Genomic DNA, 20163 nt, shown 5'->3' on the forward strand with positions numbered 1-20163 from the left:
TTGCTCGGTCAGGGTGTGGGGGTGGCAGCGCCCGCCTGGGCACCGCGGATAATCTGCATGGCCGGCGCGCCTGAAGGTACGGCGGCGCCAGCCACCGGCACCTGGGACAGCTGGCTGAAGCGGTACAGGTCACGGCTGGCGGCAAGCACTTGGGTATCGGCCTGCTGGCCTGCCCAGTAGCGCGCCAGCAATTGCTCATCGGCGCTACGCACCGCCAGGCGCAAGGTGCCGGCCTGGGCCGCCAGCATCAGGCGGCTGGCCAGCGCGGCGGGCACAGCCAGGCCGACGGTGCGCGTGGCAGCCCCGCTCATCGACTGCTGCTCGCGGCGTGCTTTCAAGTCTTCGGCACTTTGCGCAGGCCGGCCATCATTGGCCAGGCCCGTCTGCGAGTCGACGCTAAGCACGCGCAGCGCCGGCAGCACCACTTGCGCCGAGGCCTGCGGGTTGCTGTTCTCTTCGCGCAGAAACAACAACACGTCCACGTAATCGCCAGGGCGCAGTTGCCCGGCGGCGCCAATCACATCATCCACGGCGACCGCCACGGCGCGCTCGTGGGGGCGGATCATCCGTGCCAGCGGGCCGCCGGCGTGGAAGTTCGACTCCTCAAGCCAAGTGCCAGCAGCCAGCGGCCGTGCGCTGCTGCGGCCAAGCACCTGCTCGGGGCTGTGGAACGCTTCGCCCGGCACCACCTGCAGTTGCTCAACCAGCACATCATCGGCCGTGATCGGGGTATTGGCAGCGACCGCCTTGCGCAGCACCACGATGGGCGAGCGTGCAGGCTCCGGCGGTGCGGTGGGTGTGGGCGCTTGCTGCGGCGCCGCAGCACTGGCATCCACAGTTGGCGAGGGCACAGCAACCGGTTCGGCCGGGCGGCTCAGCCGCAGCCCCCAGTAACCAGCGAGCAGCGCGGCGACGAGGAAAAAGCCAGCCAGAATCATGGTCAAGCGACTGCTCATTTACGCCCTCCCTGAGCCCGGCCGAATACTGGCAATAAGTAACTATTTGGCTATTTCACCGTAGCGCAGGCCTGCCAATTCGCCATTAAGTGGCCAGCGTTTTTCAAGCCAGTAAATTGACAGTTCGAGAAAACAGGAACTTACGGACGCTGACCCAAACCACTACTTTTGCACTAATACCTTCTTACATTTGCAGCCTTCCCCAAGCCAGCGATGCTCTGATGGCAAAGGGGCAGTACTGACCCGGCCCCACGAGCGGCGCCCTCAAGTGCGCAAGGAGCAAACCATGCTGCTGCAACAAGTCATCTGCTACTGCAAAACATTCCTGCAACGCGAGGACGGTGCTTCGGGTATTGAATACGCGGTCATTGCGGCGATGGTCGCAGTGGTGCTCGCAGGCTTCGTGACGCCCATCTCGACCGAGGTGAGCGCCATCATGACAACCATCAAGAACGCTATCACCCAGTGACCTTCAAGCTTGAGGTAGCCGTCCATGCAGACCCTGCGTCAACAGATACTGCTGGTCGACGATGAGCAAGAGGCGCTGGAGGAGCTGGCAGAAATGCTCGAGGGCCAGGGTTTCTGCTGCCATACGGCAAGCTCGGTGAAGGCCGCCTTGCAGCAGCTCACCCGCCACCCTGATGTGGCGCTGGTGATCACTGACCTGCGCATGCCCGAAGAAAGTGGCATAGGCCTGATACAGCGCCTGCGTGACCATACAGCGCGCCAGCACCTGCCGGTGATCGTGATGTCGGGGCACGCGGATATGGACGATGTCAGCGACCTGCTGCGGTTGCAGGTACTGGACCTGTTTCGCAAGCCGATCTATCACGCACGGTTGCTGGAAACCTTGGATAACCTGTTCCCGCGGGTGTTGTTGCAGGCGGTGAAGTAGCGCGTTCGGCGTTCGGGGGCAGACCCGCATACGAAGGCCGCGCCGGGCATCATTGTCGCGTGTGGGCACCATTCTCTGTAGGAGCGGCCTTGTGTCGCGAAAGGGCTGCATAGCAGCCCCGCCGATATCAGCGTGGGGCAGAAATTATGGAGGCGCTTCGCACCCCTTTCGCGACACAAGGCCGCTCCTACGGAGAACGCCCACAGCCGCAGTATTGAACCCTGGCCCAGATTCCAGTTCGCGCCAACAACGACCTTTACCTCAGAGCTGATAACTAAAACTCAGGTTCACCCGCGGCCGTCGATTGAAGCTGTCCAACGCGATGTCGGACATAGGCTTGGCCACCTCCACGGCGATGTTGTAATAGCGCATGTCGCCCAAGCGCAGGCCAACCGCTGCCGACGACATGCGCGCCTTCTGCACGTCCAGCTCGTTGAACCACGCCCGCGCCGCATCCAGCACCACATAGGGCTGCAGCACCTTCACCCAGTCGCCTTCGCGGCGCAGGCTGTAGTTGATCTCGTAGGCCACCCCCCAACCTTTGTCGCCGGAGGCCTGGTCGCTGGGGTAGCCCCGCCCGAACGTCTGCCCGCCAAATACAGCGCGTTCGCTGTCAGGCAGGCTGTCGTTGCTCCAGTACCCCGCCGCCGAGGCTACGCCCTGCCACTGCTCGGTGAAGTTGTCGCTCTGCATGCCGGCAACCCGCAAGCGCAGAAAGTCCAGGTCGAGGTCGGCATTGCTGCGCGCGCCGAGCCGGTCAAGGCCTTGGTAAACCCCGGCACTGAGGATGCGCAGGCGATGGGCTTCGGCCTTGCGCCAGTCCGCTTCGAACGACAGTGCGCGGATGTCGGTCTGGCTGTCGAACTGCAACGGCGCATTGGCCACCTGGTAATCGATGCGATCGTTCACGGCATAGAACCGCCCGAGCACCTCGAACCATTCATTGGGTGAGGCAATCAGCACTTGGCTCAGGCCAATGGCGTAGCGCTCGTTCTCGCGGTGCTGGCTGAGCTGGTTACCATCTGCGAGGAGGATGCGCGCCCGCGGGTCACTGCGGTAGCGCGCCGCTGACAGTTGCAACCGCGAGCCTTCGTCATCGATGAACTGGCTGTAGTCGACCCGCAGGTAGTGCTCTTTGTCCTCGCCCGGCGGCACCAGCACGTTGGCGCTGAGCTGCTCGCCATAGCGGGTCTGGGCATTGCTGCTGGCGCCCAGCAGCGCCTGCAGGTCGTCGCGGCTGCTTTCGTTGAGGCTGAGGGTCGTGGTGAACGGCTTGCGCGCAGCCACCGCCACCAAGCGGGTGGCGCCATCGCTGGTGCCGGGTGGCGGTACCTCGGCACGGAAGGTCACGCCCGGTATGCGCGTAACCAGGCTGGTGTAGCGTTCGAAGGTCTTGCGGGTAAGGGGGCGCTCGGCCTTGAGCTTGTTCAGCAGCCGGTCGAGGTAGGCGCGCGACGAACCAATATCGCCCTCCACCTGCACGTCGCGAACGTAGCCCTCCACCAGCACCACCCGCACCCGGCCATCGGCGAAGTCCTGGGGCGGCAGATACGCGTAGGAAAGCAGGTAGCCGTCATCCTGATAACGCTGGGTGAGCCGTCGGGTCAGCTCGATCAGGTCGGCCAACGGGATCTCGCGGCCGATGACCGGCTGATAGTGGTCGCGCAGATCACCAAGGGGGTATACGGTGCCGCCCTCGAAGCGCACCTTGCGCACCTGCACCCGCGTGCTCATCAGCAACGTCTGTTGCGGTGCGCTGGCTGGGGCTGGCACCTGCAAACCCGCCGCGCCTGGGCGGTAGGCATCTACGGGCAGGTTGTTGCTGGGTAGCCGGCGCTCGGTGTCGTTACTGTTGAGAAAACCCGGCAGGGGTTCGGCCCAGGCCAGCTCGGCCCCGGCCAGCATCAATAAGGTCACGGCCATTCGGCGCATGCGGACACTCCATGATCCGGTTGAAGCAGGGACGCCCCCCGGCGTCCCTGGCACTGTTGCAAGCGTAGGTGCTGAGCTGGCTTACGGCCACTAGCGAGAAGCGCCAAGCAGACCACCCAGTCCGCCTAGCCCTTGGCCAGAGGCGCCGCCATTGACCAAGCTGCCGGCCTGGCCAACGGTGCCGCCCAGCGCGCCCACGGTGGTGCCGAGCTGGCTGACAACCGGGTTGCTGCTGGCGCCGCCCAATTGCGTGCCGACATGACCCACCGCTCCGCCGACCTGGTTCAGCACACCGGCCACTGGCGTACCGAGCCCGGTGCTGGCGCCGACTTGGCGGGTGACGCTGGCGACACCGCCGACCACCGGATTGAGGCCACCGCCCACTTGCTGGGTGAGCGCCGCAACCGGGGCGCCAGCGGCGTTGTTGGTCACGCCATTGCCGCCAAGCACAGTGCCCAACCGAGCGACAGTATTGCCCACTTGCACGGTGCTGCCGGCGGCGCTGGCCACTGCGCTGTTGCTGGTGCCGAGGCCAAGCCCGCTGCCCGCCCCTGCCACTACACCGCCGACGGTTTCCAGCAGGCCGGTACGCGCCTGGCCACCGGTCGGAGAAAGGCCCGCACTGGTGCCGACCAAAGCGCCAAGGTTACTGACCAGTTGCCCCGTGGTGTCGGTCACAGGGTTGCCGTTACCGGCGCCCGCAACCTGCTGGCCGGCCTGGCCGAGGGCATTGCCTACGCCATCGAGGGCCTGGTTGAGCGGGCCGGCAAGGCCGGTCTGGCGCGTGGCGTTGGCGGTGGTGTTTTCTACCAGCGAGACCACCGGCACCAACGCATCGCTCACGCCTTGGGTAGCACCAGACAACGGGCCGCTGGTGCCGATTGGGGTCAGCGTGTCGCCCAGCATGGTCACCGCCTGGCCCACCTGGTCAACGCCTTGCCCCGCGCCTGCGACCACCTGGTTGACCAGTGGCACCTGCTCGACCGGCGAGCCGCTGGCCAATGCCTGCAAGCCTTGGCCGAGCCCGGAAACACCGGTGCCGAGGTCGCCGGTGGCTGCGCCGACAACGCCCACTGTGGTGCCGACTGCGTTGTTGCCGCTACCGAGTTGGCCAAGGCCATCGCTCAGCCCGCTGCCAACCGTGTTCAGCGCAGTGCCAGTGGAGGACACCAACGCCCCCACCCCGCCCGTCAATGCCGTGCTGCCGGCGATGGGCAGGGCGCCGATGGCCTGGCCCAGATTGCTTACGCCATCGCCGAGCCCCGACACCGTGGTGCCGGCCTGGTCAACGATCTGCGCGGTTACCAGGCCGCCATCAGTTCCTCCACCGACACTGCCGTTGCCGCCGCCAGCGCCTGGGCCGCCGCCGGTTCCGCCACCACCACTGCCGCCGCCAGAGCTTCCCGAGGACGAGCCGTCCACCGCGCTGTGGCTGCCACCGCCGCCGCTACTGCATCCTCCAAGGCCCAGCGCCATGACTATCGTCAGCGCCGTAGCCGCCTTCATCCACGGTTGGTTGTTCATGGGAAGACTCCTGCTGCTACGTTGTTGTTGGAAAGCGCGGCGCTTGATTGCGCCTGCTTATCCCTACAGTCAGCAGTGAAGTCCCCGAGGTTCGAAACCGATAGCTCCCAACTTGGTATTAACCCTTGCGTTGGGTGCCTGTACAGGGTGCAAAAAGGTTGGTGTTTCAGACGCTTACAAAACGCAGGTCAGGGCCTACCACCAAGGGTGTAGGCCCAAGCGACTAGTCACCTTCACTCGCTGACCTGAAACTCGACGCGGGCCGTCTCGCCGCTCTCGTCCAGGGCGCTCAGTTCGATGCGGCCGGCCTGCTCGAAGTGCACCAGCAGGCTGTCCTGGCCCTGGGTCTCCCCCAACGGCTGCCCGTTGAGGAACCACCAGCGCCGGCCATTGCCGCCCAACGCCGAGACGTGCAATTGCAGCGGTTCGCTGGCACTGGCCGGGCGGCGCAGGTTGTCACCGCTGCGCACGCCGACAATCGCCAGCGGCGGCGCGCTGCCGGTAAGTTGCGGCGGGCAAGCAGGGTCAAGCGCAGGCAGGCGCGCACTGCGCCGTTCTGCCTTGGGCAGCCAGGGCTCAAGGGGCGCCGGCCACAGGGCGATGTCACGGGCAACGGCGCCTGGGCAACTGGCATCGACCCGCAACCCCTGCGCGTTGACGTAGACCGTATCGCGCAGGCCAAGCCCAAGCGGCTGGTCGGCAGCCTGCAGGGTTGGCGGCGTGGTGCCGTCCAGCGTCCAGGCAAACCGCTGGCGCCGGCAGTTGGGGTCCTGGCGGTTCATGGGCTGGCCCAATGGCCAACAGATCGCCGCCACCCCGACCGATGCCGGCACCGGTTCCACCGGCACCCGGATGCCACGCTGGGCATCGCGGTTGCTGAGCAGGTCGTGCACCTGCAGCATCAATGGCGCCGCCGAAGCCAGGCCGAATTGCCCCGGTACCGGCGTGCCGTCCGGGCGGCCGATCCACACGCCAATCAAGTAACGCGGCCCGACGCCCACCGACCAGGCATCGCGAAAGCCGTAGCTGGTGCCGGTCTTCCAGGCCAGTTGCGGGCGCTGCACCAGCTCGGCATTGGGGTCACGGTCCGGGCGCGCCTGGCCGCTGAGAATGCGCCGGGTAATCCACGCCGAGCCCGGCGACAGCAGGCGTTGCTCAACCAGAGGGTCCTGCGGTTGCAGGCGAATTCTGGCGCTGCGCCCTTCGCGGGCCAGGGCTGCGTAGCCGCCAACCAGTTCGTCCAGCCGGCTGCCGGCCCCGCCCAGAATCAACGAAAGGTTGGGTTCGGCCAGCGGCGGCAGGATCAACGGCACCCCGCCCATGCGCATCTGCGCGGCAAACCGCTTGGGCCCATAGGCTTCGAGCAGTTGCACAGCCGGCAGGTTGAGCGACAGCGCCAGCGCGGAACTGGCCGACACCGGGCCGCTGAAGCCCATCGAAAAGTTGCCCGGCCGGTAGTCGCCATAACGCCTTGGCACATCCTGCAGCAGCGACTCGGAGTGGATCAGGCCTTCGTCCATGGCCATGGCATACAGGAACGGCTTGAGCGTCGAGCCCGGCGAACGCAGCGCGTGGACCATGTCGACATGGCCAAAGCGGCGTTCATCGGCAAGGTCGATGGAACCCAGGTAAGCGCGCACCGCCATGTTCTGCGTCTCGACCACCAACAGCGCCGCCGAGGTGCGCTCAGGCAGGCGCGCGCGCCAGCCCAGCAGCAGGTCCTCCAGGCGCCGCTGCAACGCAGCATCGATGGTGGTGCGAATCAGGGGTGGGCTGTTGGCGCTGTTCAAGCGCCGCGCCAGCAACGGCGCCAGCGCTGGCTCCTGGCGCGGAGCCAGCAGCAGCGGTTCTTCACGGGCCTCGGCGATGCGCGCAGCTGGCCACACGTGGTATTCCTCCAGGCGTTGCAGCACCTTGTCGCGTGCACGCTGGGCGCGCTCGGGGTGGCGGTCCGGGCGCAGCCGGCTCGGGGCCTGTGGCAATACCGCCAGCAGCGCAGCTTCCGATGGCGTCAGGTGCATCGGCGACTTGCCCAGGTACGCCCAACTGGCAGCGGCCACCCCCTGCAAGGTGCCACCGAATGGCGCGCGGTCAAGGTACAGCTGCAGGATCTCGCGCTTGGACAGGTGCCACTCCAACTGCGCGGTACGCCATAACTGACGCAGCTTGCCGGCCAAGGTGCGGTCGTGCGGGTCGAGCAGGCGTGCCACCTGCATCGACAGTGTGCTGCCCCCCGACACCACGCGCCCGCCCCGCAGGTTCAGCCACGCCGCACGCGCCAGGGCCATCGGGTTGACCCCGGGGTGCTGGTAGAACCAGCGGTCCTCGTACGCCAGCAACGCCTCCAGGTACAACGGCGACACGTTCTCCTGGGTGACCGGATAGCGCCACACCCCCTCGGCATCGGCAAAGCGCCACAACGGCGTACCGTCCTCGGCAAGCACCACGCGGGCAAGGTCATCGCCGGGCATCGGCAACGGCCAGATACGGTCGGCGGCCCATAGCAACGCCACGGCCAGCAAGGCGCCGATGGCGATACGCTGGAGCATTCTTTTAACCTGCGGGCGGGCTAAGCTTGGCATCGGGAACTGACCGGGCCGGGTAATGGCCAAAGGCTTGAAGTGATCATCAGGAAGCGACTATGCACGTAGAAGGGTTTTTCGATTGGCTGGGCCAGGTGCTGGGGTCGGTGATCCGTTTCATCGTCGACGGCCTGAGCGGGCTGTTCAACCTGCTGGCCAATGCCGGCGGCAATTTCATCGATGGCCTGGCGCGGGCGCTGGGGATGGATACTTCGCTGGTCAGCATCCTGGCGTTGATCGTCGGGCTGCTGTTGCTGTATTCCGCGGTGCGCGCGTTCATGCGCGCATCGATCATCCTGGGCATCATCTGGGCGGTGCTTGGGTTGTGGGTGTTGAGCTGGGTGGTGCATTGATAGCCCGGGGGCGGCACTGCGCCGCCCCCGAGCAACGTTGATACACGCCCGTTAACGGCCGCGCACCACCATCTCACCCTGGCTGCTGCCCACCGCTTGCAGGTTAGGCCGGTACATCGACTCCACCTGCGGCGGCGGAATGCGGTAGCTGCCAGGGGTCACGGCACGGGCCAGGTACAGCAGGTGCGTGGTGCTGTAGCCGTCCAGTTTCAGCGCCGCGACGTAACGGTCATCGCGGTACTCCTGGTGCACCACGCTTGCGTTCTGCATCGAGTCGCGCCACTCCTTCACCGCCGAGCTGGCGTTGTCCAGGCTGGCAGCGCTTTGCGCAAGGTTCTGGTTTTCAAGCTCAAGGCCGGCCGGCAGCAGGTCGACCACCAGCGCGTCTGGCACGCTGTCCTGCGAACGCAGTGCCAGGTGCACCAGCACCAGCTCGCCGCTACGCAGGTTACGCACATCCAGTGCCTGGCCGTTCATGCCCAGGTACTCGCGGCGGATCTCCATGCCATTGCCACTGGCAGGCGGGGCCTGGCGTGGGTAGCCAGAGACAGTCAGTTGCTGGTAGATGGTGTCGCTGCCTTGGTTCTGTACGGTCAGCGGCGAGGCCAGCAACGGGCCTTCAAGCTTCATGCCCGAATCGGCATTGTCGAAATCGCGCACTTCACCGGCGCTGTCCAGACGCGCTTTCCAGCTGCTTTCAGGCTTGCCCAGCAGGCCACGGCCAGCGAGGAACAGCGCGTTACGCTCCTGGGTCGACAACCAGCGGTTGGCGGCCAGCTCATCGGACAACGCGAACAGGCGCTGGTCGACCTGATTGGCCGCCAGGTTGTTTTCTTGCAGCAGCGCCAGAATCAGCGCCTGGTCACGCAGGGCGCTGCCGTAGTCGGACAGCCAGCCTTTGCTGCGGCTGGCGGCAAGGCCGGCCTGCAGCGCCTGCTGCGCACGCGGTTTGTCGCCCATCTTGTCCAGGGCCACCGCCAGTTGCACCAGCGGCAGGCCCGACCGGGCGTCGGCGCGACGCTCGAACAGGCTGCGCAGCGCACCCAGCGGCGCCTGCTGACTACGCGCCAGCACCAGCGCCGCATAGGCCTGCACGGCAAAACGGCTGTGGTCGGCGTTCTGGGTGTAGCTCAACTCGATCAGGTTGCGCTCCTGCACATAACGCAGCAGGCGCTCGTTGGCCTTTTTCAGCGCATCGGCGGGTACGCCGTAGCCCTGCTCACGGGCGCGCATCAGGAAGTCGGTGACATAGGCCGTCAGCCAGTATTCCTCTTCGCTGTCCGAGCTCCACAGGCCAAAGCTGCCGTTGTAGCGCTGCATGCCCAACAGGTGCTCGATGCCCATCTCGATCTTGCGCTTGCGCACATCGGCCGGCTCGCCCTTGATGCCCAGGCGTTTGAGGCTGTCGGCGTCGGCGTACAGCGACGGGTACAGGCCGCTGGTGGTTTGCTCCAGGCAGCCGTACGGGTAGGCCTCAAGCGCGCGGATCTGCTCGGCAAGGTTCAGCGGCGGGCGGCTCGACAGCGCCAGGCTGGCTTCAAGGCCCGCCGGCTCGAACTCGGCCAGGTCGCTTTCCGGCAGGGTCCAGGGTTGGTCTTTGAGCGCCACACGGTAGTGCTTGAGCATGGCCGGGTAGGCCGGGCGGATGCCCAGGGTCCACTCGCGCTCGAAGGCTGTCGCGGTTTCGCCTGGCAGTTGCAGGCCGCTGACCTGCACCCGCACCTTGCCTTGGCCGAGGCCGCCCTGGGCCTGTACCGGGATCATCAGCGTGCTGCGCTGGCCTTCGGCCAGGCTGATGGTCTGCTGGGTGCTGCCGGTGAGGCTCAACTGGCCTTCGGTGAGCAGCTGCACAGTCAATTGCTGGGCACGCCCGGACAAGTTGGACAGGTCCAGCGCCAGGTTGGTGCGGTCGCCGCCGGCCAGGAAGCGCGGCGCCGACAGCTCGGCAATCAGCGGTGCCGCGACCACGGTCTTGCCCTCGGCCATGCCGAAGTGCTCGTCGGTCCAGGCCTGGGCCATCAGGCGCAGCTCACCGTTGAAGTCAGGGATATCGACCGTTGCCTGGCCTTCACCCTTGTCGTTCAGCGTAACCGGCAGGCTCTGCTGGGCCACGATGGTGACCGTGGTGTTGGGGCGCTTGCCGCCTTTGGCCATCGCCGCATCACCACCGAAGGCAAGGCTGGCCAGACGGCCTTGGCCGGCCTCGATCAGCTGGCCGTAGATGTCCAGTTGGTCGGCGCCATAGGCTTTGCGGCCGAACAGGCTGGCGAACGGGTCAGGGGTCTTGAAGTCGGTGATGTTGAGAATGCCCACATCCACTGCCGACAACAGCACGTGGATCTGCTTGGGCACGCTGCCGTCAGCATTGGCGGCCTTGAACTTCACCGTCAGCGGCTGTTTGGGGCGCATTTTTTCTGGCGCCTGCAGGCTCAGGGCAAGCTTGCGCTCGGCGCGGTCCAGCGGCAGGTGCAGCAAGCCGACGGCGCGTTTCGGCGTGGCGTTGGCCTTGCGCTCGCCCGGGCGGATCACCAGCGCGCTGATGTACAGGTCATGGCGGGCCCATTTCTTGTCGATGTCGACTTCGAAGGTTTTGCCTTCGACGGGTACGTCGATTTCCTGCCACCACAGCGGGCCATCGGCGGACTCGACCATCAGGTAGCCACTGCCTGCGGCAGGCGGGGTGATAGTGACTTTGGCGCTGCCGCCTTCTTTGTAGGAAGGTTTGTCCAGGGCGATCTTGACCTGGTCAGGGCGCACGGCGCCGCCTTCGGCGTTGTCCTGGGCGCGCCAGCCAGCCCAGAAGCGCTCGCTGGAAACCAACCCGGTCTGCGGGTCTTCAACCTCGACGCGGTACGGGCCCCACTCCACCTGGAAGCTCAGCTTGGCAGTGGAGCCGGCCTTGACGCTGAGGGTCTGCTCGTCCTGGGTGAGGAATTTCTCGTTGTAGTTGTAGCTCCAGCCGTCGCTCTGCGAGTAGTTCCAGTAGTAGTCGCGGCGCTCACGGATCAGGCGCACCTTGAGGTTGTTGGCAGCAAGCTTGTTGCCATCACGGTCGGCGACCAGAAACTCGAATTCGACCAGGCCGTTGCTGTCGGTTTCTTCGCCATCAAACAGGCCGCGCAGGCCCGGCAGGCGCTCGGCAGGCCAGATCGGCTGCTCGAGGCGGCGAGTGATCGGGCGGCCACCGGACTCTTGCAGGCTGGCCTGCACACTCAGTTGCAGCGGCGAGCGGGCCTCGCTCCAGCGGCTTTCGATGTCGATACGTGCCTTGCCGGCCTGGTCGAGGGTCACTTCGTCCAGTTCCAGGTCCTGGTTCAGCTCGGTTTCGGTAATTGCACCGAACTGGTAGCCCGGCAGCGCCTTGACCGCTTCACGCAGCGGGCGCACATAGGCCTGGCCGCTCAGGCGGTTGCCGGCAGCCGGGGCGCCATACAGATAGCGGCCGTTGACCTGGATGGTGGCGGTCTGTTCAGGCGACAGCGGCTTGCTGCTGCCTTTGAGTTCCAGCGCCAGGCGCTCGGGCAAGAAGTCCTCGACGAGGAATTCGTACACCTGCTTGCGCCCGCCGCCGAGGTCGAGCAGCAACTGCCAGCGGCCGGTCGGGGCCTCGGTGGCCAGTTGCAGTTGGTACTGGAACAGGCCGTTGGCATCGGCTTCCCAGACGAACTTGCGGCTGACCTGCTCGTCGGGGCGACGTACTTCGACGTTGACCGGCTGGGCTTTGACCGGCTTGCCATCCTGGTCACGCAGCAGGCCATTGAGCAGCACGGTCTCACCTGGGCGATACAGGTCACGTGGGCCAAAGATGAAGAACTGCAACGGGTTGGCTTGCGGGCCAGTGATGTCGAACTCGGCCAGGTCCAGCGCTGCGGTGTTCAGGCGCAGCAGCGTGGTGTGCACGCCCTGGGTTGCAATCAGGGTATCGGCCTTGGCCGTGATCGGCAGTTGCGCATGGCCGTCACTGTCGGTCTTGGCCTGGGCCAGCAGCTTGCCTTTGTCGTCGTGCAGCTCCAAGGTGACGCCGTTCAGCGCCTTGCCGCCTTCCAGCGCCTGGGCGAACACGTCGAGGCGGTCACGGTAGCGGTGCGCCGAGACGCCGATATCACTCAGGGTGAACAGCGTCGCTGGCTGCGAATAGTCGTAGGTCCCCGATGCGCGCATCACAGCCAGGTATACGCCTGGCTCCTGCAATTGCTTGATGCCGGCAATCGGCAGCAGCACGGTCTCGCGGGTGTTGCGCGCAGGGTTGAGGTCGAAGCGGCCGCCGTAGACCAGCTCGGCCATGTCCAGCAGTTCCTTGGACTGGTAGTAGTACAGGCTGCTGCTGCGCCCCCAGTTGGCCAGGAAGCTGGAGAGCATGTCCGGCTTGACCCGGAAGAACTCGACATCGACCTTGTCGACGTTCAGCGCGATCACCGGCAGGCCTTCGGCCACGCGGGTAGGCAGCAACGAACCGCGGCTGGCGAAGCCGATGGTGGCTTGCATGTCACGGGTTTCAAAACGGCTGACCGACTCGTTCTGCAGGCTGTTGCCGTTGACCGACAGCAGGCCTTTGTCGATGGTCAGGACCATCTTGCGCTGCGGCTCAAGGTGGCGCAGGCGCAGTTCCATCTGGTTTTCGGAGAGCTCCCAGGCGCCGTCGACCTTGCCCTTGACGGTGTCGACCAGGTGCAGCTTGGTGGCAAAGTCCTGGTTGGCATCGAGCGGCGCAGAAACGCTGACCGACAGCGTACTGGCGCCGTCCAGTTGCACTTCCGAGACGTCCAGCACGCTGAGCTCGCGGCCGGCATAACGCTTGGCCAGCACCGCCGGGTCTTCGCGTTTGGCCTGCGGTTTTTCTGCAGGTGCGGCGGCGGCGGGCGTGTCTACGGGGGCCGGCTGCTTGTCCGGCGTGGAGGAATCACAGGCACTAAGCAGGGCCAGCGCACAGGCCAGCAACAATCCTTTGTTGAGCATTTGAGAGAGAACTCTTCGGCAGCGTGTTTTGAGGGCAGCACTATAGCGCAACAACGGCAGGGTTTCCTGCTGATGCGCGGCGATTGAGACCGTGTTCGCGTCGAGGGGTTGCCTGCCCGGTACACTGTGTAGGCCATTGCTCTATACGCCTGATCCGCCCCCATCGCAGGCTGGCGCCAGCTCCCACAGTGAACTGCGTGGCTCTTGATCTTGTGGGAGCTGGCGCCAGCCTGCGATGAGGCCGGATCAGGCTGTCTGATAACCCTGAAACTTCCCACATCACCTTTACGCTGGAGCCCGCATGTCTGCACTGTCCGCCGCCTGGCGCCACCGCCCGACCCACCGCAGGGTCTGGGGCCTGGCCGCACCGATGATCCTGTCGAACGTATCGGTGCCGCTGGTGGCGTTGGTAGACAGCACGGTCATCGGCCACCTGCCCCATGCGCATCAACTGGGCGCCGTGGCGGTGGGGGCAATGATGTTCACCTTCATGGTCGGGCTGATGGGCTTCCTGCGCATGGGCTCCACCGGTTTCGCCGCCCAGGCCGCCGGGCGCGCCGACGGCGCCGCGCTGCGCCAGGTGCTGGTGCAAGGGCTGCTGCTGGCATTGGGCCTGGCCATGTTGATCGGCTTGCTGGCCATACCCTTCAGCCAGCTGGCGCTCAAGGCCATGCAGCCAAGCGAGGCGTTGCACACCGCCACCGAAGCCTTCTTCCATACCCGCCTGCTCGGTTTGCCCGCGGCGCTGGCCAGCTATGCACTGGTCGGCTGGTTCCTCGGCACGCAGAACGCCCGGGCGCCGCTGGCAATCCTGTTGAGCACCAACCTGCTCAACATCGCCCTGAACCTGTGGTTCGTACTTGGCCTGGACTGGGGTGTGGTGGGTTCAGCGCGGGCCTCGGTGATCGCCGAGTGGAGCGGCGCCTTGCTGGGCCTTGCCCTCACCCGCCCGGCGCTGCGCGCCTACCCGGGGCGCATCGCCTGGGCGGCACTCAAGCGCTGGCACGCCTGGCGACCGTTGCTGGCGGTGAACCGCGATATCTTTCTGCGCAGCCTGGCATTGCAGGTGGTGTTTCTGTTGCTCACCGTGCAGGGCGCACGGCTGGGCGAGGCCACGGTGGCGGCCAATGCGCTGCTGCTCAACGGCCTGTTGTTGACCGCTTATGCGCTGGACGGCCTGGCCCATGCGGTCGAGGCGCTGTGCGGCCACGCCATCGGCGCCCGTGACCGCCAGGCGCTGGTCCGCTCGCTGGTGGTGGCCTGCGCCTGGTCGCTGATTGTCAGCCTGGCATTTGCCGGGGCGTTTCTGTTTGGCGGGCATCTGTTCATCGACCTGCAGACCGATATCGCCAGCGTGCGCGCGGCGGCCTACCCGTACTTGCCGTACCTGGCCGTGTTGCCGTTGATTGCGGTGTGGAGCTATCTGCTGGACGGGCTGTTCATCGGCGCCACGCGAGCCCGTGAAATGCGCAATGCGATGCTCGCCTCGGTGCTGATCGCCCTGCCCTTCGCGCTGGCGCTGAAGGGGCTCGGCAACCACGGGCTGTGGCTGGCGTTTTTGGGGTTCATGGCGCTGCGGGCGGTGACATTGGGGTGGATGGGGTGGCGGTTGCAGCGGTGTGGGGGATGGGTGCGTTGAAGCTGGCCGGTAACCCGCCTTCAGGTAGGAGCGGCCTCGTGTCGCGAATGAAGGCAAAGCCCTCACCTGCAGACTCATATCCACAGTGCCTCAACAGTAAATTCGCAATCCAGGCGAGCCGACGTTAGTTCAGTCACGGATACACCCTAGGTGAGGGCTTCGCCCTCATTTCGCGACACAAGGCCGCTCCTACAACAGCAGGCTTGGTACTGACATCGCCGTATCACGCCCACGCGTGTAGGAGCGGCCTTGTGTCGCGAAATGAGGGCAAAGCCCTCACCGGCAGACTCACAGCCACACACAATCCCAATGTGGATAATCCCTGACCTTGCTGACCAATCCGGCACGCAACGGGTTAGCAATGATGTACCGCGCTGCCGCCCTGATATCCTCCTCACGGCGCAAAGCGCGGTCATGAAACCCAGGCTGCCAAATGTGCTGCCGGTCTGCACCGGCACGATACAGCGCACAACTGCTCCGGGATTTAAAAAGCGCACATCAAGCTACTCAGGCTGCCTTGCCCGAGCTCAATCAACCAGTGCAGATGATCGGGCATTAGTACCCAGGCCAATGATCGGCACTCTCCCTCTTCATCGCTCTTACGCAATTCCGGACAACCGCTCTGGCGAAGACGAAATCAGTGAACAGCGGGACGCGTTGACGAGTGATGGTGGTGAGCAGGTATAGACGGCCTAATTCTGACGTCCGACCAATTCGCAGGCGGTGATTACCTTGGCGGTCCATGTTGCACTCCCTTGAATATTGCATTCAAAGGTAGCTGTGAGGCCGAGGCTGGGCGGGATTAGTTCGTTTCTGGATGTGCAGTCGGTGAGGGCTTTGCCCTCATTTCGCGACACAAGGCCGCTCCTGCAAAGGTCGCATTACCTTCGCAGGAGCGGCACGGCCATTTACGAAGACAAATACGAAGACCGGGTCAACCCCAGGCGCAGCGCATCGAGGTACTGGGTGCGCTCGCGGGCGGTGATCTTGGCGCTGGCGACCTTGTCACGGTAATGCGTCATCAACTCCTCCGGCGACAGGTGCACATAGCGCAGCATGTCTTCGATGGTGTCGTGGGTCTCGATGCCGGCGTGGTGCACGCTGCCATCGGCGCTCTGGTAGATGTTCACCGAATCGGTATCACCGAACAGGTTGTGCATGTCGCCCAGAATTTCCTGGTAGGCCCCCACCAGGAACACACCCAGCAGGTAGTCTTCGCCCGCCTTGATCGAATGCACCGGCATGCTGGTCTCGATGCTCTGCTCGTCGACGTACTGGTTGATCTTGCCGTCGGAGTCGCAGGTCAGGTCCTGCAGCACCGCGCGGCGCATCGGCTCTTCGTCCAGGCGGTGCAGCGGAATGATCGGCAGCACCTGGCCAATCGCCCAGGTGTCCGGCAGGCTCTGGAATACCGAGAAATTGCAGATGTACTTGTCGGCCAGCTTGTCGTTGAGCTCGTCCAGCACCTGGCGGTGCGAGCGCTGGCGGGCTTTGAGCGAGTTGTGCAGGCGACGGCACACGGCAAAGTAGCATTGCTCGGCCAGGGCTTTTTCTGCCAGGGTGAGCTTGCCATCGGCATACTGCGCCGCCACGTCACCCATGTAGTGGGTGGCGCGCCAGTAGGTCTCGGTGACCATCTCGATATCGGTCGGGCCAAGCAGGTCGGCCAACCATTGCACGGTCTCGGGCAGCGCCTCTTTGTTCTCGATCACCGGCATCTCGTCGTTATGGCTCTCGACGTCGGTCACCTGGATAACCAGAATCGCGTGGTGGGCGGTCAGCGAACGGCCGCTTTCAGAGAAAATGTGCGGGTGCGGCAGGCCCTGCGCGTCGCAGAACTCCTTGAGCATGCCGACCACAACACCTGCGTAGTCGTCCATGTCGTAGTTGATCGAGCTGGCGTTGCGCGAGTGGGTACCGTCGTAGTCCACACCCAGGCCGCCGCCGACGTCGATATGGTCGACCGGCAGGCCCAGCGCGCGCAATTCGCCGTAATAGCGAATGGCTTCTTTGAAACCGTGCTGATAGTCGGCCAGGTTGGCGATCTGCGAGCCCATGTGGAAGTGCAGCAGGCGGATGCCTTGGTCCAGGCCTGCGTCACGGAAACGCTCGACCACCGAGATCAGCTGCGCGGCCGACAGCCCGAACTTGGACTTCTCGCCACCGGTGTCGGCCCACTTGCTAGACGCCAGCGACGACAGGCGCACACGCAAGCCAACCTGCGGCTTGACCTTGAGCTCGGCTGCTTCTTCGATCACCAGCGCCACTTCGGACTCTTTCTCGATGACGATGAATACGTTATGGCCAAGTTTCTGGCCCATCAGCGCCAGGCGGATGAACTCGCGGTCCTTGTAGCCATTGCAGACGATGGTGCCGCCCTTCGGAGCCAGTGCCAGCACCGCCAGCAGCTCAGGCTTGGAGCCGGCTTCAAGGCCAATGGAGACGTTCTGCGTGGCGATGATGTTTTCCACCACCGCCTCTTGCTGGTTGACCTTGATCGGGTACAGGGCGGTGTACTGGCTCTGGTACTCAAGGCGCGCAATGTTGGCATCGAAGGCGCCGGTCAGTTGCCGCACGCGGTCTTGCAAGATGTCCGGGAAGCGTACCAGCAGCGGCAGCGAAAGGCCGCTCTGGCGCAGCTCTTCGACCTGTTCGAACAGGTCGATGGGCGAGCTGTCCGGGCCGTTGGGGCGCACTTCGACGCGCCCGGCTTCATTGATGGCGAAATAACCCGCGCCCCAATGGCGGATGCCATAAACACTGCGGCTGTCGGCCACGGTCCACTGGCTACCATCGTCTTTGCGTGTGCGTCGTACGGACATTCAAGTCCCCCATAGATAAGTCGAAGACACTGCCCCACAAGGGGCGGGCGCAGTGTAGAAGCTGAAAATGACGATTCGTCCATGCCAGGGGTAGACCCTGCACACGCAACCGAGTTTAGAAAGCGCTGGTCAAAAAAACCCGTTGCAGCCTCAGCCGCCGGACTTTTTCGCCTTGAAGCCTTGTTTGATCAGCTCACCGAGCAACAGCTCGACGTGGTCGCCTTGAATCTCGATGACCCCGTCCTTGAGCGCGCCCCCGGTGCCGCAGCGGCGCTTGAGCGACGCGGCGAGCGCCTTGAGCGGCTCAGCGGCCAGCGGCACGCCGCTGATGGTGGTCACGGTCTTGCCACCACGGCCTTTGCTTTCGCGGCGCACACGGGCGATGCCATCCCCTTCGGGAATGGCCTGCTGGCTACAGATGCAGGCGTCCACGGGTTTGCCACAGTCAGGGCAGTGCCGACCGGCATCGGTGGAATATACGAGGCCGCCAAGGGCGGCGAGGGAAGAAGCTTTCTTGGCCACTTTTGTTCCTCGGTGCTGAGGACAAAAACTGGTCGACGGGAGCCGACCGCGAGGCCCCACTCTGGCAGGGGCGGCGCTACTGGCGCAACATCTGCGACAGCCCAAAAGGGCGCGCAGTGTAACGATAAATCTGACAGTTGCTAAGTACCGGATTGCGCCATTTTGCGAATGTTTTGCGACCCCCAAGCGGGCTTGCCCCGCGATGAAGCGCTACACGGTGCCCAGGCCAGCCTTGTAGCGCTGCAATGCCGCCAGCGAGTCCGGGCAATACGGCAAGGTCGCGCTATCGCGTTCGGCCTGCGCAACCGTGACAAAACGGGCCTCGATCACCTCTTCAGGCTGCAAGCGCAACGCCCCGTCCCACACCGCCGAAAACACCGCGCACCACATGCGGTTGTCTGGCTGGTCGAAGTAGAACCGTTCGTGAAAGCGCAGCGGCACGCCGCTCACGCCCAGCTCTTCTTCCAGTTCACGGGCCGCAGATTCGGCATAGCTTTCATCAGCACCGACCATGCCCCCGGCGGCGACATCCCAGAACCCGGGGTACAGCGCCTTGCTCAGGGTGCGGCGATGCACGCAGAGCAAGCCTTGGCTATTGAACAACAGGATGAACGTGCAGCGGCCGATCAGGCCGCGCTCGCGCAGGTCGGCCCGCGGCAAGGCGCCGAGGGGCTGGTCGTGCTCGTCCACCCAGACGACCAGCTCGGCATCCGAGGCCGCGCGATGTGCGACCTCGGCGGGGCTGATGGGCACCTCAGCCCTGCGACAGCAGTTGGCGAAGGTCAATCACCGCCGCGTTGGCACGGGAGATGTAGTTGGCCATGACCAGCGAGTGGTTGGCCCACATGCCGAAGCCGCTGCCGTTGAGCACCATCGGGCTCCACAGCGCTTCCTGCGAGGCTTCGAGCTCACGGATGATCTGCCGCACGCTGACCGTGGCGTTCTTCTTGGCCAGCACGTCGGCAAAGTCGACTTCGATGGCGCGCAGCAGGTGCGACAGCGCCCAGGCCTGGCCACGGGCTTCGTAGAACACGTTGTCGATCTGCATCCACGGGGTTTCGACCACCTCCTCGTCAACCTGTGGCGCCTGGCCGGCGATCACGGTGTCAGTCTTGGCGTTGGCGTTGAGCTTGACCCGGCCGACACTTGCCGACAGCCGCTGCGACAGCGAGCCCAGGCGGGTGGCGACATCGCCCAGCCAGTTGTTCAAGTTATCGGCACGGGTATAGAAGATCGCGCCCTGGTCGCCGCTGGCCAGGCGCGCCTGGTAACGGTTCAGCGACTTGATGCCCTCTTCGAACTCCGATTCGCTCGACGGCAGGATCCAGCTCTTGTGGTCGAAGTTGAAACGCGGCTCGGCCTTGGCCAGGTCGGCGTCTTCAGTGGACTGCGACTGCGAACGGGCGAAGTCCTTGCGCAGCGCCCGCGACAGGTCGCGCACCTGCACCAGCACGCCGTATTCCCAGCTCGGCATGTTGTCCATCCACAGGCCTGGCGGGAAGCGGTCGTTGGCGATGTAGCCGCCCGGCTTGTCGAGCAAGGTGCCGGCGACGGTCTTGAGGGTTTCGATGGTGGTGTAGCCGATGACCATTTTCTGGCCGTTGCGCTCGGCCGCAGCCTGGGCGTTCTGCTGAACCGGGAACAGGTCGGGTTCCTCGCTCCAGTACCATCCCAGGCCTATGCAGACCACGAAATAAACCCCCACCAGCACACCCAGGCCACGGCCCCAGAGGCCACCAAGGTAGCGACGGGAAGCAGTTTTGCGCGGTTCGGCCCGCTCACGGGGCGCGCTTTTGGCCTCGCGGTTTTTCCAGTCCAGCATGGCATTGTCCTTAATCAGTCACGACGGTTCAGAGGCTTTGACCACCAACAGTTGTCAGGGTGCCACGGCAAGCCCGAGTGCCAGCACTATAAAGCAGACGCCGCCGTTCGTATAAGCGACCAACGGGTCAGCAACTGAATATTCGGCCCTGAACACTTTG

Annotated in this window: 13 protein-coding genes and 1 pseudogene; 4 read left to right on the plus strand and 10 right to left on the minus strand. The window is 64.9% G+C overall.

What is annotated here, in order from left to right:
- Positions 1–8 precede the first annotated feature (8 nt).
- Positions 9–956 (minus strand): Flp pilus assembly protein CpaB, encoded by a 948-nt coding sequence (gene cpaB / locus HU719_RS16830; protein WP_186536828.1) that lies wholly within the window; start codon positions 954–956, stop codon positions 9–11.
- 286 nt (positions 957–1242) lie between these two features.
- Between cpaB and HU719_RS16835 the strand changes: the two genes are divergently transcribed.
- Both HU719_RS16835 and HU719_RS16840 read left to right on the plus strand, forming a co-directional pair.
- A complete protein-coding gene (locus HU719_RS16835; protein ID WP_186520176.1) occupies positions 1243–1425 on the plus strand; it encodes a Flp family type IVb pilin in 183 nt (60 codons plus the stop codon).
- 24 nt (positions 1426–1449) lie between these two features.
- Positions 1450–1851 carry a response regulator gene (locus HU719_RS16840; protein ID WP_186536827.1) on the plus strand — a complete coding sequence of 134 codons (402 nt, stop codon included), beginning with the start codon at positions 1450–1452 and terminating at the stop codon, positions 1849–1851.
- 261 nt (positions 1852–2112) lie between these two features.
- On the opposite strand, the gene HU719_RS16845 is transcribed toward HU719_RS16840, so the two are convergent.
- The 3 genes from HU719_RS16845 to pbpC all read right to left on the minus strand — a co-directional run bounded on the left by HU719_RS16845 (position 2113) and on the right by pbpC (position 7889).
- Entirely contained in the window at positions 2113–3783 is a 1671-nt protein-coding gene (locus HU719_RS16845) for a ShlB/FhaC/HecB family hemolysin secretion/activation protein (RefSeq protein ID WP_186536826.1), read from the minus strand.
- 90 nt (positions 3784–3873) lie between these two features.
- A complete protein-coding gene (locus tag HU719_RS16850) occupies positions 3874–5307 on the minus strand; it encodes a collagen-like triple helix repeat-containing protein (protein ID WP_186536825.1) in 1434 nt (477 codons plus the stop codon).
- Between the two features lie 233 nt (positions 5308–5540).
- Positions 5541–7889 carry a peptidoglycan glycosyltransferase PbpC gene (pbpC, locus tag HU719_RS16855; protein WP_186536824.1) on the minus strand — a complete coding sequence of 783 codons (2349 nt, stop codon included), beginning with the start codon at positions 7887–7889 and terminating at the stop codon, positions 5541–5543.
- Positions 7890–7948: 59 nt separating this feature from the next.
- Between pbpC and HU719_RS16860 the strand changes: the two genes are divergently transcribed.
- Positions 7949–8242, plus strand: a complete 294-nt coding sequence (locus HU719_RS16860; protein WP_186520171.1) for a hypothetical protein — start codon at positions 7949–7951, stop codon at positions 8240–8242.
- 51 nt (positions 8243–8293) lie between these two features.
- Here HU719_RS16860 and HU719_RS16865 read toward each other — a convergent pair whose 3' ends face one another.
- A complete protein-coding gene (locus tag HU719_RS16865) occupies positions 8294–13198 on the minus strand; it encodes an alpha-2-macroglobulin (RefSeq protein WP_186536823.1) in 4905 nt (1634 codons plus the stop codon).
- 301 nt (positions 13199–13499) lie between these two features.
- Between HU719_RS16865 and HU719_RS16870 the strand changes: the two genes are divergently transcribed.
- Complete coding sequence (locus HU719_RS16870) at positions 13500–14837, plus strand: MATE family efflux transporter (protein ID WP_186536822.1); 1338 nt, start codon at positions 13500–13502, stop codon at positions 14835–14837.
- Positions 14838–15125: 288 nt separating this feature from the next.
- Here the strand turns inward: HU719_RS16870 and HU719_RS23630 are convergent.
- The 5 genes and pseudogenes from HU719_RS23630 to HU719_RS16890 form a co-directional block, all read right to left on the minus strand.
- Positions 15126–15581 (minus strand): annotated as a pseudogene (locus tag HU719_RS23630) (REP-associated tyrosine transposase).
- Positions 15582–15745: 164 nt separating this feature from the next.
- Positions 15746–17659: an arginine decarboxylase gene (gene speA / locus HU719_RS16875; RefSeq protein ID WP_186520168.1), complete on the minus strand. Its 1914-nt coding sequence runs from the start codon at positions 17657–17659 to the stop codon at positions 15746–15748.
- A 150-nt stretch (positions 17660–17809) separates the two neighbouring features.
- Positions 17810–18181, minus strand: coding sequence for a translation initiation factor Sui1 (locus HU719_RS16880; protein WP_186520167.1), 372 nt, complete (start codon positions 18179–18181; stop codon positions 17810–17812).
- A gap of 210 nt (positions 18182–18391) precedes the next feature.
- The gene (locus HU719_RS16885; RefSeq protein ID WP_186520166.1) at positions 18392–18934 is read right to left on the minus strand and encodes an NUDIX domain-containing protein; all 543 of its coding nucleotides are present in this window, start codon (positions 18932–18934) and stop codon (positions 18392–18394) included.
- Between the two features lies 1 nt (position 18935).
- Positions 18936–20003, minus strand: coding sequence for a DUF2333 family protein (locus tag HU719_RS16890; RefSeq protein ID WP_186520165.1), 1068 nt, complete (start codon positions 20001–20003; stop codon positions 18936–18938).
- Positions 20004–20163: the final 160 nt, after the last annotated feature.

This window comes from Pseudomonas farsensis, from assembly GCF_014268805.2.
GTDB classification, from domain to species: domain Bacteria; phylum Pseudomonadota; class Gammaproteobacteria; order Pseudomonadales; family Pseudomonadaceae; genus Aquipseudomonas; species Aquipseudomonas farsensis.

What these genes read in the sequence shown, in the direction of transcription:
- HU719_RS16850 (WP_186536825.1), bottom strand. Translation starts at nt 5,307, where the DNA reads ATGAACAACCAACCGTGGATGAAGGCGGCTACGGCGCTGACGATAGTC.
- HU719_RS16865 (WP_186536823.1), bottom strand. Translation starts at nt 13,198, where the DNA reads ATGCTCAACAAAGGATTGTTGCTGGCCTGTGCGCTGGCCCTGCTTAGT.
- HU719_RS16890 (WP_186520165.1), bottom strand. Translation starts at nt 20,003, where the DNA reads ATGCTGGACTGGAAAAACCGCGAGGCCAAAAGCGCGCCCCGTGAGCGG.
- pbpC (WP_186536824.1), bottom strand. Translation starts at nt 7,889, where the DNA reads ATGCCAAGCTTAGCCCGCCCGCAGGTTAAAAGAATGCTCCAGCGTATC.
- HU719_RS16845 (WP_186536826.1), bottom strand. Translation starts at nt 3,783, where the DNA reads ATGCGCCGAATGGCCGTGACCTTATTGATGCTGGCCGGGGCCGAGCTG.
- cpaB (WP_186536828.1), bottom strand. Translation starts at nt 956, where the DNA reads ATGAGCAGTCGCTTGACCATGATTCTGGCTGGCTTTTTCCTCGTCGCC.
- HU719_RS16860 (WP_186520171.1), top strand. Translation starts at nt 7,949, where the DNA reads ATGCACGTAGAAGGGTTTTTCGATTGGCTGGGCCAGGTGCTGGGGTCG.
- HU719_RS16835 (WP_186520176.1), top strand. Translation starts at nt 1,243, where the DNA reads ATGCTGCTGCAACAAGTCATCTGCTACTGCAAAACATTCCTGCAACGC.
- HU719_RS16870 (WP_186536822.1), top strand. Translation starts at nt 13,500, where the DNA reads ATGTCTGCACTGTCCGCCGCCTGGCGCCACCGCCCGACCCACCGCAGG.
- HU719_RS16840 (WP_186536827.1), top strand. Translation starts at nt 1,450, where the DNA reads ATGCAGACCCTGCGTCAACAGATACTGCTGGTCGACGATGAGCAAGAG.
- speA (WP_186520168.1), bottom strand. Translation starts at nt 17,659, where the DNA reads ATGTCCGTACGACGCACACGCAAAGACGATGGTAGCCAGTGGACCGTG.